Source organism: Mesorhizobium sp. ES1-4, assembly GCF_020164745.1.
In the GTDB taxonomy this organism is placed as follows: domain Bacteria; phylum Pseudomonadota; class Alphaproteobacteria; order Rhizobiales; family Rhizobiaceae; genus Mesorhizobium.
This window is the reverse complement of sequence record NZ_JAIUGV010000007.1, coordinates 185,140-197,850: the sequence shown is the minus strand read 5'-3', so window position 1 is coordinate 197,850 and position 12,711 is coordinate 185,140. Positions and strand designations below refer to the sequence as shown.

The following is a 12,711-nucleotide window of genomic DNA, read 5'->3' as shown; positions in this document are numbered from 1 at the left end:
GGAGGAGGCAAGATGGCCAAGGCGGCGAAGCAGGCAGCATCGAACACCGGAGAGGTCGTCCTTTCGATCGACATTGGCGGGTCGCACGTCAAGATCCTGACCAGCGCCGGCGGCGCCGAGCGTCGGTCCGATTCCGGGCCGGACCTGACGCCGCGCCAGATGATCGACAAGGTGAAAAAGCTCGCCGAGGGCCTGTCCTACGACGTCATCTCGATGGGCTATCCAGGCCCGGTGCGTCACGACAAGCCGGTGCTCGACCCGAAGAATCTCGGCAAGGGTTGGGCCGGCTTCGATTTCGCCGCTGAGTTCGGCAAGCCGGTCAAGGTGGTAAACGATGCGCTGATGCAGGCCCTCGGCAGCTACGAGGGCGGGCGCATGCTGTTCCTCGGCCTTGGAACTGGCCTCGGTGCGGCGATGGTCCTCGACAATGTCGGCCAGCCGATGGAACTCGCCCATCTCCCCTATCGCAAAGGTCGGAGTTTCGAGGACTATGTCGGCGAGCGCAGCCTGGAAAAGCATGGCAAGAAGAAATGGCGCGGCTATGTCTTCGACGTCGTCGACCGGCTGCGCGCCGCTCTGCAGCCAGACTATGTCGTCATCGGCGGCGGCAATGTCGACAAACTCGACAAATTGCCCGCCCATTCCAGGCGCGGTGACAACACACGTGCCTTCGCAGGCGGATTTCGTCTGTGGCGCGACAAGGCGTTGATCGTCTGATATTATTAAAGTTTAGTATAGTCGTTCAAAATAGCGTGTGACGCCTCGCCGATAGATTGCATTGTGCGGATTTGCCGACTAGGAATTCGACCCTACTACATCGCGTCGCGCGCGACGCACGAAGACGACGCTTTGATTTTTGCGCATCATCGCTTTTGAAAACGGCCCCATTTTCGAGGTCATGCGCCATGGATGGAGGAAATAGGTTGACCGACGAAGACAGCCACGCCAGCAAGACCCTCGACCTTCTCGAACTGACAGCCCATATCGTATCGGCCTATGTCGAGAAGAACCGCCTGCCCGCATCCGGCCTTTCCGAGCTGATCGCCAGCGTCAGCGCTTCGATCAGCGGGCTCGGCCAGCCGGTCGCCCCGGTGGCGGCGCCGCTGGTGCCGGCGGTCAACCCGAAGAAGTCGGTGACGCCGGATTTCATCATCTGCCTCGAAGACGGCAAGAAGTTCAAATCGCTGAAGCGGCATCTCGGCGTGCATTTCGGCCTGACGCCGGACGCCTACCGCGCCAAATGGGGCCTGCCGTCGGACTATCCGATGGTGGCCCCCAACTACGCCGCGTCGCGCTCGGAACTGGCGAAGTCGATCGGGCTCGGCCGCAAGGCCGTCGAGGTCCCACCCGCGAAAGCCAAGGGGCGGAAAGCCAAGGTTTCGGCCTGAGCGGTTTCATCTGAGCCAATGTTTTGTCTGGAGCCTGCCGGCGATTCCGCCTTGGCAGGCTTCATGCTTTTGTGGCTTGGATGAAACCAGACAAGCTCTGGGGGAAGCCATGAACTACACCAGGATGGTGATCGAGAAAGAGGCGCCGGAGGAGTATGGCTACGACCGTATCCGCTACAATCTTTCCGAAAGTTCGATTGCCGACCAGAAGCTCTCCGACATCGGCCTCTCGCTGCCCGACCTCACGCTCTTCTATGGCGAGCATCGCGGCGACAGGGCGTTGCGCGACCTGATCGCCGCGCAGGACGCGGGCATCTCGCCCGACAACGTGCTGGTCACGGCGGGCGCCGCCGGTGCGCTGTTCATCATCTCGACCTCGCTGCTGTCGGCCAGCGATCACCTCGTCGTCATCAGGCCCAACTACGCCACCAACATTGAAACGCCGCGGGCGATCGGCTGCGCCATCGGCTTTGTCGACCTCGCCTTCGACGACGGCTTCGCCATCGACGTCGAGCGCGTCAAGTCGGCGATGCGGCCCAACACCAGGCTGATCAGCATCACCTGCCCGCACAACCCGACCGGCACGATGATGGGCCGTGGCGAATTGGACGCGCTGGTCGCGCTCGCCGAAGCCAGCGGCTGCCATTTGCTGGTCGACGAGACCTATCGAGACCTTTCCTATGGACGGCGCCTGCCCTCGGCGGCCTCGCTGAGCAAGAAGGCCATCAGCGTCTCGTCACTGTCGAAAGCCTACGGCATTCCCGGCATCCGCATCGGCTGGCTGGTCACCAGGGATGCCCCCCTCCAGGAAAAATTCCTCGCCGCCAAGGAGCAGATCGGCATCTGCGGCAGTGTCATCGACGAAGGCATTGCGCGCGGCATGCTGGAGCGCCGGGACGCGTTTCTGGCGACGCTGCTGCCCGACATGGCCAGGCGGCGCGATATCGTCCAGGCCTGGATCGACCGCGAGCCGCTGGTCGACTGGGTGCGGCCCGAAGGCGGTGTCGTCGGTTTCCCCCGCCTCGATGTCGAACCCGGCTTCGACCTCGACCGGTTCTATGTCAGGCTGCTGGAAGATCACGGCACCTATGTCGGTCCGGGCCACTGGTTCGAGATGGAAAAGCGCTTCTTCCGCGTCGGCTTCGGCTGGCCGACTGAGGCCGGGTTGAAGGCTGGACTGGATGCAATTTCAGCTGCTCTGCGGCATTAGCTTGCGCGTGCGATCCGACGGTGCCGATCGAAAGTCCCTTGATCCAGGCCTGATTTTAAAGCATATCCGCGCCGAACTTCGCCAAGTTCCATCGGTCGGACCAGCGCCTATCCGGGAAGTGCCCCGCCAGTCGATGTCGTCGCAACGGGGCCATGTTCCATGATACCAGAACAGACTTCGCCGGAGCAGCGCTACGCGGCTTTCCGGCACAAAGCCTTCCTCAGCTACTGGACGGCGCGTTTTCTCACCACCTTCGCGACCATGATCGTGTCCGTCGCCGTCGGCTGGCAGGTCTATGACCTGACGCGCGATCCGTTCGACCTCGGCATCGTCGGCATCGTCCAGTTCCTGCCATCACTGCTTCTGGTGCTGGTTACGGGCGTCGTCGCCGACCGCTTTGGCCGCCGGCTGATCATGACCCTGGCGACATTGGTCGAGGGGGCTTGCGCGCTGGCTCTGCTGTTCCTGGCCTTGCGCGGCCTTACCAGCCCGCTGCCCATCTTCGCCGTGCTGGTCATGTTCGGCATTGCCCGCGCATTTTATGGGCCGGCTTCGTCTTCCCTGTTCGCCAATCTCGTACCGCAGCGGGATTTCGCCAACGCCATCGCCTGGAACTCGTCGGCCTGGCAGACGGCGACGATCGTCGGCCCGGTCGCGGGCGGCCTGCTCTATGGCGTGTCGGCGGAAGTCGCCTATGCCACGGCGGCAGTCCTGATGCTCGCCGCCGCCTTGCTCATCTTCACCATTCCCAAGCCCGCGCAGCAGACCGCCACGGACAAGCCGACAATGGAAACGCTGTTTGCCGGCTTCCGCTACATCTGGAGCGAGAAGATCGTGCTCGGCGCCATCTCGCTCGACCTCTTTGCCGTGCTTCTGTCGGGTGCCTCGGCACTGCTGCCGGTCTATGCGCGCGACATTCTGGAACTCGGCCCATGGGGCCTCGGCCTGCTGCGCTCGGCACCGGGGATCGGCGCCATCTGCGTTGCCATCTGGCTGGCCGGCCATCCGATACGCGATCATGCCGGCAAGATCATGCTGGGCTTCGTCGCGGCCTTCGGCGCCTTCACTGTGCTGTTCGGCCTGTCGACCCTTACCTGGCTGTCCATCGTCGCGCTGGTCTTCCTCGGCGCCACCGACATGTTCAGCGTCTACATCAGGGAGACGCTGATACAGCTTTGGACGCCCGACGACGTGCGCGGCCGTGTCAACGCCGTGAACCAGGTCTTCGTCGGCGCCTCCAACGAGTTTGGCGAATTCCGCGCCGGCACAATGGCGGCGCTGATCGGCACGGTTCCGGCGGTGGTGATCGGCGGCATCGGCGCCGTCGCGGTTGCCGGCCTGTGGGCCTGGCTGTTCCCGCAGTTGCGCAGGGTTCGCCACCTCAACGGGCGAAACTGACGATCTTATCGGTATCGGCGGCGCCGCGAATCTGTGCTAAGCCGCCCGCCCAACCAACCAAAGGACGAGACCCGTGAGCGAACCGACCGTGGCCGAGGCGACCGAAAGCATCTATGCGTCACTCCGGGCGGACAATGCCGACATCGACGCCCATATCGCGACGCTCAAGGCTGCACTGACACGTGCGGGAATGAAACAGGCCGTGTTCGATCCCACCAAGTTGGCGCAGAACAACCGCTCGGGCCGCAAGTTGATGCAGGCTTATTTCCGGCAGCGCGGCGTGAGCGTGACCTTTTCGGAGTAGCGCCGTAAGCCCGCGGTCGGAACCCGGCCAGATGGCCCGTTGAGAACATTGGCTCTGACCCTACCGCGCCACCGGCCCGCCAAAAATCATGCGCAAGAACTCGTCCAGCCAGCGCTTCAGATGGATGTCCCATATCAGCCGGCCGCCGAGATGATCGCGGCCGGGCTGGGCGCCGGGCAGCTCGAAGCGGTGCGCGCCGCGCACCACCCAGCGCTGCATCATCACCCGGGTCAGTTCGCCATGGAACTGGATGCCCCAGGCATTGTCGCCATAGCGGAAGGCTTGGTTGGGATAAGTCCCGTTCGTGGCCAGCAGCGTCGCGTCGCTCGGCAGCGAAAAGCCTTCGCGATGGAACTGGTAGACCATTTCGGGCCAGTGCATCAGTTTCCTGCCGGCTTCGGTCGCCTTCAGCGGATACCAGCCGATCTCGACCAGTCCTTCGCCGTGGCCCTCGACCTTGCCGCCGAGATGGCTGACCAGCATCTGCGCGCCCAGGCAGATGCCGAGCAGCGGCCGGTTTTCCCTGAGCGGGACTTCCAGCCAGTTGGTTTCGCGGCGGACGAACTCGTCCTCGTCATTGGCGCTCATCGGCCCGCCGAACACCACCGCGCCGGCATGACCATCCAGCGTTTCCGGCAGGGCGTCGCCGAGCGGCGGACGGCGGATGTCGAGATCGAAGCCTTCTTCCAGCAGCATGTGGCCGACGCGTCCGGGGCTCGAATTCTCCTGGTGCAGCACGATCAGGATTTTTGGCTTCGAACTCGTTCCGCGCGGCATCGTTGAGCGAGATCCCGTCTATTCGTCGCTTGACGTCCCGCGCGCGCCGGGCGCATGCGCCGCGGCCTGGCGGCGCGCTTTGACCCGGTCGTGGCGTTCGACGCCGATCAGTTCGGCAACGCGCCACACCGTATTGTCCTCGAGCTCATGCAACTCGCCATCGGCATAGACGATCTCCCACATCAGGCCGATGAAGGCCTTGCGCCCCTCCGCGTCGAGATGGCGCTTGAGCACGCTGGTGAAGGCATAGAGATCGATCGCCTCGTTGTCGGCCCGCTCACCGGCGGCGGCGAGCGCTTCGACTTCGGCGCCACCGATCGAATAGCTCCGCGCCAGCACCGCCTTGAAGCGCTCCCATTCGACGTCCTGGCGCACGCCGTCGGCGTTCATCACATGGTAGAGCAGCGCCGAAGCCGCGACGCGCGGATCGTCCGCGCTGGCACGGCTGCCGGAGCCGGCCGGCAAATCCCTGAGAAACGACAATACGCGCTCGAACATCAATCCATTCCCAAACGGCCCGGGGGCCAAGTCAAATCACCCGATGGCCAAAATCAAAACAGCCGGAACCGGCGTGGCGACTTTTCCGCCTCGTCTCCCGGATCGACCCCGGGATCATCCGGCAGGCGCGCCAGTTCTTCCGCCGGTTCGACGGCCTCGGCATCGGCTTGCACCGCCGCAAAGGCGGCGGCCGTGACCGGGGTGACGTGATCCTCGCCGGCTTCGGCGTCCTTGCCTGTCGTCTCGTCGCCCGGAGCGGCATGATCGATCACGTCGACCGGCTTTTCCGGCCTGTCCGGCGCCGCGATGGCCACCACCGGGCTATCCGGCTCGTCCCGGCTGTCGATCAGCTGGCCAAGCCGCTCCATCGGCGCGCGCCATTCGAAGGCATCGAGCCGGCCGGTGACCGGCGATACCGGCGCCCAGCGCTCGGAGATGACGCCGTCGGCGACCCAGGCCGGATCGCGCGGCGCGCGCACCGCCTTGGACAGCAGCTGCCGCACCTTGCCCTGGTCGCCGGTCTCGGCTTCCTCGATGTCGGCCAGGAGCAGATAGGCGCCCTCGCGGCGGTCCATGCGGATCGCGGCTTCGGCTTCGCGGCGCGCAGTCGAAAAGTCCTGCGCGTCGAGCGCGGCACGCGCCACCGTCATCGACGATTCGGCGTGGTTCTTCTTCATCTCCTGCAGCTTTTTTGCCCGGTTGAGCCGGTCAAGCACGGCGTCGCCCGACCGTGCATGGGTGTAGAGCTCGGCAATCTCGGGATGCGGCTCGGCCCTCCACGCTGCCTCGAGGATCTTCGAGCCCTTGCGCACGTCGTTCTGCTTGAACAGCGCCGCGGCGGCGGCAACGGCGGCGGGAGCGAAATCCGGCTGCAGCCTGTTGGCCTCTATCGCCGCTGTCCTGGCAGCCGCGGGATCGCTGTCGGCGAGCGACTGCGCCTTGGCGGTCAACAGCACCGCCCGGCGGCGGTTGGCGGCGTCGCGTTCGATTTGCCGCGTCGACTTCTGCGCATCGACCAGTTTCAGCGCGCCGTCCCAGTCGCCGCGCGCGGTCAACTCCTCCAGCGTCGATTCGGCCGCCCAGGCCAGTTGCGGCGCCACCGCGGCGGCACGGCCGGCATAATGCCGAGCGGCGTTGCGGTCGCCCAGCCGCTCAGCTTCCAGGTAAAGCCCGCGCAGGCCAAGCAGCCGCATTTCCGGGTCGTCGAGCATGCTCTCGAATTTCTGCCGCGCGCCTTCATGATCGCCTTCGAGCAGCGACGCCTGCGCCTCGAGCAGATGGATCAGCGGCTCCTGGTCGGAGCGGATCAGCTTGGCCGCTTCCTTGGTTTTCTTGCGGGCCAGCGCGCCGTCGCCGGCGCCGGCGGCGATCATGCCGGTCGACAGCGCCTGGTAGCCACGGTCGCGGCGGCGCACGCGGAAATAGCGCGAGATGGTGTAGGGGCTGTTCCACAGCGACTTGATGAGCCACCAGATGATCATCACCCCGGCGACGACGGCAACGACGGCCACCGCCGCCACCATCAGGCTGACCTGGTATTGGTAGCCGTTGAAGGTGACGACCATGTCGCCAGGCCTGTCGGCCAGCCAGGCAAAGCCCAGTCCGAGCGCGAAGACGACGATGAGGAAGGCGAGCAGGCGGATCATCGTGTTGCCCTCATGCCTTCATCGCGCTGGAGATCAGCGCGTCGGCCTGGGTTTCGACCTCGATGCGCGCTTTCAGTTTGCCGGCAAAGTCGGCGCCCGCGGCCTTGGCGGCTTCCGGCAGCGTGTCATATTCGCTGAGCGCCTTGGCGTAGTCGCCCTGATTGACCGCGACCTCCATGCGCGCCACGGTTTCCGGCGCGCCGGCGCCTTCGACGGCACCGATCGGCCGGACCTTGACCAGCGATTCGGCGCTCGACATCAGGTTCTGCAGGAAGCCCGCATTCTGGTCGACCGGCGTGGCCGCGGCGACCATGGCACTGGCGGCTGCATCCATCTGCGAAGCGATCTCGGTGCGGGTCGGAACGCCCTTTTCGGCATAGGGCCGCAAGGTCGCGAGTTGCGGCGCATCAGGCGAAATCGCGGCCAGCGTATCGAGTTCGGCCGAAAACGGCGCGCCACGGTCGAGCGCGGCCTTCAGCGCCGAAGCCGCGATGGCAAGCGCGATCTTCGGCTGCGACGCCTGTGCATCGACCTTGCCCGAAAGCTGAGACACCGACTGCTCCAGCGCCGCGAGCCGGCCCTCCTGCGCCTTCGTCGCCTCGTCCGTGGACTTGACGAGCGCATCGAGGCCGGCCAGTTTTTCGTTGATCGGCCCAAGATCGACCGGTGCCGTATTGCTGGCCTTGCCGAGGGCAGCGACCGTGGTTTCGATCTGCTTGACCTTGTCGCCAAGCGCGGCAAGCCCGGCATTGTCGCCCGCGCCGCCCTGTTCGACCGCCGATTTCAGCGCCGCGACATCGCTCTTGACCTGGTCGAGCGCCGACGACAGGCCATCGATCTTGGCCAAGGCGTTGTTATCGACCTTGGCCGAGGCGTTGTTGCCGACGCCGGCTTCCTTCAGGTCCGAGATTTCGCTCTTCAGCGAGGCGATCTCGCCATTGACGCCGTCCAGCGAGGCGCCGGGAGCGGAACCTGGCGCGCCGAGCAGGCCGGCAAATTGCAGGCCGCCGGCGCCGACCAGCGCGATGACGCCACCGATAATGCCGGCGGCGATGCTGTTGAGGCCGCCGCGCTTCGGCTGTTCTGGCATCGGTTCGCTCGTTGCGCCGGTGTTCCCGGCGGCCGCTTTGGTCCCGCCGGTCTTCGTGCTCGCGTCCTCGAAGCTGTAGTCGGAAGCCGTGGCGTGTTCGGCAGGTGTATCCGAACCGGGATAAGGCATTTCCGGCTCGGCGGCCTTGGTCCCGGCATGCGCTGGCGAATCCGCACCGGCCTGCCCCGCGGCGGCATCGCCATGCTCCCAGGGTTCGAGATCGGCCTGGTCGGCATGCACCGGCTCTTCCGGAGCCTCCGGCTGCGAGGCGTTCGCGGCTTCCTCGGCCTTCGCCTCGTCGGTCTGTGCCGCATCCTTGGCCGCATCTTCGTCGACGATGCGTGAGACCGCACCCGGATCGAGATCGATCGTCACCGGCTCGCGGCGGCTTTTCGAGTGTCGCATCTTCGGCGTCTTGACCATGCATGGGCTCCGCAAAATTCGCTTCGTCTCAACGCCCGGCGGCGCGTGATGGTTCTAAAAAGGGTCTAGCACATCACCAAGCGGTGAAAAGGGGCGGTGTGATGACGCGGGTCAGGGCCGTGCCCGCAAAAGTGCCAGCAGCGCCTCCTCGTCAGGTCGTGCGGCAATGCCCATTGCGTGGCCGGCGCTGTCGCCGAGGGCGGCGGCAATGCGCGCGGAAAGGGCAAAAACCCGCGTCTTTTCAAAGGCGGCTTGCAGGGGGGGCCGTCTGGCCAGGGCCTGCATCGCAGCAGCCGCCTTGGCCGAATAGAGCAGCACCGCATCGACGGATTTGCCCGATATCAGCGAAAGGATCGCTTCGTCGGAATAGCGCGCCGCAAGGGTGTCATAGGTCTCGGCGGCATGCACCTGGACATGCGCTGCCTTCAGCTTCTGTTCGAAGGCCGCAAACCGCACGCGCCCACAGAGATAGGCGATCGTTTTACCGGAAAACGCGACGGCCATGTCGTCGGCAAGCGCCTCGGCATCGCCAAGCCCCTCGCTGACCGAGAGAAAGCCGGCTTGGCGCGCGGCCTCCGCGGTCCTCTTGCCAACGGCATGGCAAGGCAGATGGGAAAGCACCGCTACCAGGTCTCCAGGGGCATGGCGCACGGCATTGGCGCTGGTGACGGCAATGGCTGCCACGTCGTCGGGGACCGCCGTGGCGTCGACCGGCAATGCCATCGTCTCGGTCAAGGGCAGGAGAAGAGGCTCAAAACCCATCGCCTCCAGCTTTCGCGCCGTGCGCGACGCACCCGGCTCCGGTCTGGTGACCAGGACGCGGAGCACCGTCAGGCCCAGCCGTCGAAGAACTTTTCGCCGGCCTTGGTCCGCACCGTCCGCGCCGCTTCGTCGCCGATGCGGGCGGCATCCTGTGCCGGTCCATGCAGCGCGACCGTATGCGACTGCGTGCCGTCGGGCGAGATGAGCAGGCCGGCGAAAGAAAGCTTTCCGCCCTCGATCACGGCATGCCCGGCGATCGGCGTGCGGCAGGAGCCGTCGAGCGCCGCCAGGAAGGCGCGCTCGCAGGCGAGCGCCTGCCCGGTCGCCACATCGTGGATCGCCACCAGCATCTTCTCGACACGACGGTCGCCGATACGGGTCTCGATGCCGATCGCACCCTGGCCCGGCGCCGGTGGGAAGATGTCGAGCGGCATCAGGTCGGTGATGAGATGGTCGAGGCCCAGCCGCTTCAGTCCGGCGCAGGCCAGGATGGTGCCGGCGGCGACCCCTTCGTCGAGCTTGCGCAGCCGCGTCTGCACATTGCCGCGGAACATCACCACGTCGAGATCCGGCCGCATGCGGCGGATCAGCGCCTGCCGCCGCAGCGACGAGGAACCGACTTTCGCCCCTTTGGGCAATTCCGCGATCGTCCTTGCCGCCCTGCCGACAAAGGCGTCGCGCGCGTCCTCGCGCGGCAGGAAGGCGGACAGTTCCAGGCCGTCAGGCAGTTGCGTCGGCATGTCCTTCGACGAATGCACAGCGATGTCGATGCGCCCGTCGAGCAGTGCCTCCTCGATTTCCTTCGTGAACAGGCCCTTGCCGCCGGCTTCCGACAGCGGCCGGTCCTGGATACGATCGCCGCTGGTCGAGATGACAACCACCTCGAACGCCGCCGCCGGCATGCCGTGCGCGGCCATCAGCCGCGTCTGTGTTTCATGCGCCTGCGCCAATGCCAGCGGGCTGCCGCGTGTTCCGATTTTCAAGGTTGTTTGCATGGCGCGCGGTCCGTGATAACCCCCGGCTGGCTTTGCGTTTCCGGGCACTCTCCTAGCGAGGAACGCCTTGACATACAATCTCTGGAGATGGCGACGAATTGATCCGCGTTCTGGGCATTGAGACGAGTTGCGACGAGACCGCCGCCAGCGTCGTGGCGCTGGAGGGCGATGCCGCGCCGAAAATCCTGTCCAACGTCGTGCTTTCCCAGATTGAGGAGCATGCCGCGTTCGGCGGCGTCGTGCCGGAGATCGCCGCGCGCGCCCATGTCGAGGCGCTGGACGGAATCGTCGAGGCGGCGCTCGCCGATTCGGGCGTGGCCCTGGCCGATATCGATGCGATCGCCGCCACCGCCGGGCCGGGCCTCGTCGGCGGGCTGATCGTCGGCCTGATGACGGCCAAGGCCATCGCGGCCGCGGCCGGCAAGCCGCTGATCGCCGTCAACCATCTCGAAGGCCACGCCTTGACGGCGCGGCTGACCGAGGGTCTCGCATTCCCCTATCTCTTGCTGCTGGTCTCCGGCGGCCACACGCAGATCGTCGCCGTGCGCGGCGTCGGCGACTATCAGCGCTGGGCAACCACCATCGACGACGCGCTCGGCGAAGCCTTCGACAAGACCGCCAAGATGCTCGGCCTGCCCTATCCTGGCGGCCCCAATGTCGAGAAGGCGGCGCTATCGGGCGAAGCCTCGCGTTTTGCCTTCCCGCGGCCGATGAAGGGCTCGGCGCAGCCCGACTTTTCCTTTTCCGGCTTGAAGACGGCCGTGCGCCAGGCGGCGACAGCGATCGAACCCTTGAGCGACCAGGATGTCGCAGACATCTGCGCCTCGTTCCAGATGGCCGTCGCCGATTCGCTCGCCGACCGCGTTTCGCGCGCGCTGGCACGCTTTCGCGAAACGTTCCCCGGCACGGAAAACCCGGCGCTCGTCGTCGCTGGCGGCGTCGCCGCCAACCGCGCCATCAAGGCGAGACTGGAGCTTCTGTGCGCCGAGGCCGGTTTCACCTTCGTCGCGCCGCCGCTGAAACTGTGCACCGACAATGCCGCGATGATCGCCTGGGCCGGCATCGAGCGGCTGCGCGAAGGCATGGCACAAGAGAACGGCTTCGATTTCGCGCCGCGCTCGCGCTGGCCGCTGGACAGCGTCTCGGCGCCAATGGTCGGCTCCGGCCGGCGCGGAGCCAAGGCATGACCGATCGAGCCATGAAGGGCGAAGGCCCCGGCAAAAACGGCTGGCGTGTCGCCGTGCTCGGCGGCGGCGCCTGGGGCACGGCGCTGGCGCTGGCCATGCTGCGCGCCGGGCATTCGGTGCGGCTGTTCGCCCGTGACCCCGAAACGGTGGCCTCGATCGCTCAGGGCCAGAACCCGCGCTATCTCCCCGGCATCGCCATCGCGCCCGGCATAGAGGCTACCAGCGACATCGGGGCAGCGCTTGCCGGCGCCGATTGCGTGCTGGCGGTGACGCCGGCGCAGGCGTTGCGGGCGACGCTGGCGGCCGCGAAGGATCATATGCCGGACGGCATTCCGCTTGTCCTCTGCGCCAAGGGCATCGAGCGCGACACCGGCGCCTTGCTCTCGACAATCGCCGCGGAGATCCTGCCGAGAAACCCGGTCGCCGCCCTGTCGGGCCCGAGCTTCGCCACCGATGTCGCCCGCGGCCTGCCGACCGCGGTCGTCGTGGCTGCCGGCGACGAGGCGCTTGCCGCCGATCTTGCCGCCCGCTTCTCGGCTGAAAATCTGCGCTGCTATTCGAGCGGCGATCTCATCGGCGTCGAGATCGGCGGCGCCTTGAAGAACGTCTTCGCCATCGCCGCCGGCGCCGTCACCGGTGCCGGCCTCGGCGCCAGCGCCCAGGCCGCCATGGTGACGCGCGGCTTCGTCGAACTGCGCCGCATCGGTGCCGCCTTCGGAGCCAGGTCCGAGACCCTGATGGGGCTCTCCGGCCTTGGCGACCTGCTGCTTACCTGCTCGTCGGCGCAGTCGCGCAATTTCGCCTATGGGCTGGCGCTCGGGCAAGGCAAGGCGCTTTCCGGACTGCCGCTGGCCGAAGGTGTGCCGACCGCGGCGATCGCCGCGCGCATCGCCGCCGAGCGCGGCATCGACGCGCCCATCATAGCCGCCGTGGCCGCCATACTGGACGGCACCATCACCATCGGCCAGGCCGTGACGGCCCTGATGACGCGGCCGCTGAAGACCGAAACCAACGATTGATCCTACGCTCATCC

The 12,711-nt window shown here is 66.3% G+C and carries 13 protein-coding genes; 7 read left to right on the top strand and 6 right to left on the bottom strand.

The features are described from left to right. The first annotated feature begins 12 nt into the window (after window positions 1-12). The 5 genes from LB556_RS15555 (at window position 13) to LB556_RS15535 (ending at window position 4,300) form a co-directional block, all read left to right on the top strand. Window positions 13-717, top strand: a complete 705-nt coding sequence (locus tag LB556_RS15555; RefSeq protein ID WP_224568470.1) for an ROK family protein — start codon at window positions 13-15, stop codon at window positions 715-717. Between the two features lie 188 nt (window positions 718-905). Continuing rightward, window positions 906-1,388 (top strand): MucR family transcriptional regulator, encoded by a 483-nt coding sequence (locus tag LB556_RS15550; protein WP_224568469.1) that lies wholly within the window; start codon window positions 906-908, stop codon window positions 1,386-1,388. A 109-nt stretch (window positions 1,389-1,497) separates the two neighbouring features. Continuing rightward, window positions 1,498-2,598, top strand: coding sequence for an aminotransferase class I/II-fold pyridoxal phosphate-dependent enzyme (locus tag LB556_RS15545; protein WP_224568468.1), 1,101 nt, complete (start codon window positions 1,498-1,500; stop codon window positions 2,596-2,598). 159 nt (window positions 2,599-2,757) lie between these two features. Beyond that, complete coding sequence (locus LB556_RS15540; RefSeq protein WP_224568467.1) at window positions 2,758-3,996, top strand: MFS transporter; 1,239 nt, start codon at window positions 2,758-2,760, stop codon at window positions 3,994-3,996. A gap of 73 nt (window positions 3,997-4,069) precedes the next feature. Continuing rightward, window positions 4,070-4,300: a hypothetical protein gene (locus LB556_RS15535; protein ID WP_224568466.1), complete on the top strand. Its 231-nt coding sequence runs from the start codon at window positions 4,070-4,072 to the stop codon at window positions 4,298-4,300. A gap of 60 nt (window positions 4,301-4,360) precedes the next feature. Here LB556_RS15535 and LB556_RS15530 read toward each other — a convergent pair whose 3' ends face one another. From LB556_RS15530 to hemC, 6 genes are all read right to left on the bottom strand, one after another. Then, window positions 4,361-5,077: a glutamine amidotransferase gene (locus tag LB556_RS15530; protein ID WP_224568465.1), complete on the bottom strand. Its 717-nt coding sequence runs from the start codon at window positions 5,075-5,077 to the stop codon at window positions 4,361-4,363. A gap of 18 nt (window positions 5,078-5,095) precedes the next feature. After that, on the bottom strand, window positions 5,096-5,575 hold the full coding sequence (locus LB556_RS15525; RefSeq protein ID WP_224568464.1) for a TerB family tellurite resistance protein: 480 nt from the start codon (window positions 5,573-5,575) through the stop codon (window positions 5,096-5,098). A 53-nt stretch (window positions 5,576-5,628) separates the two neighbouring features. Beyond that, on the bottom strand, window positions 5,629-7,221 hold the full coding sequence (locus tag LB556_RS15520) for a heme biosynthesis protein HemY (RefSeq protein ID WP_224568462.1): 1,593 nt from the start codon (window positions 7,219-7,221) through the stop codon (window positions 5,629-5,631). Window positions 7,222-7,231: 10 nt separating this feature from the next. After that, the gene (locus LB556_RS15515) at window positions 7,232-8,734 is read right to left on the bottom strand and encodes a COG4223 family protein (RefSeq protein WP_224568460.1); all 1,503 of its coding nucleotides are present in this window, start codon (window positions 8,732-8,734) and stop codon (window positions 7,232-7,234) included. 111 nt (window positions 8,735-8,845) lie between these two features. Next, window positions 8,846-9,562, bottom strand: a complete 717-nt coding sequence (locus LB556_RS15510) for a uroporphyrinogen-III synthase (protein WP_224568458.1) — start codon at window positions 9,560-9,562, stop codon at window positions 8,846-8,848. Between the two features lie 2 nt (window positions 9,563-9,564). Continuing rightward, window positions 9,565-10,491 carry a hydroxymethylbilane synthase gene (hemC, locus tag LB556_RS15505; RefSeq protein ID WP_224568455.1) on the bottom strand — a complete coding sequence of 309 codons (927 nt, stop codon included), beginning with the start codon at window positions 10,489-10,491 and terminating at the stop codon, window positions 9,565-9,567. A gap of 101 nt (window positions 10,492-10,592) precedes the next feature. Here hemC and tsaD point away from each other — a divergent pair, with 101 nt between their 5' ends. Then, window positions 10,593-11,678, top strand: coding sequence for a tRNA (adenosine(37)-N6)-threonylcarbamoyltransferase complex transferase subunit TsaD (gene tsaD, locus LB556_RS15500; RefSeq protein WP_224568711.1), 1,086 nt, complete (start codon window positions 10,593-10,595; stop codon window positions 11,676-11,678). After that, entirely contained in the window at window positions 11,675-12,697 is a 1,023-nt protein-coding gene (locus LB556_RS15495) for an NAD(P)H-dependent glycerol-3-phosphate dehydrogenase (RefSeq protein ID WP_224568453.1), read from the top strand. The genes tsaD and LB556_RS15495 overlap by 4 nt, the downstream gene beginning before the upstream one ends. The last annotated feature ends 14 nt before the right edge of the window (window positions 12,698-12,711 follow it).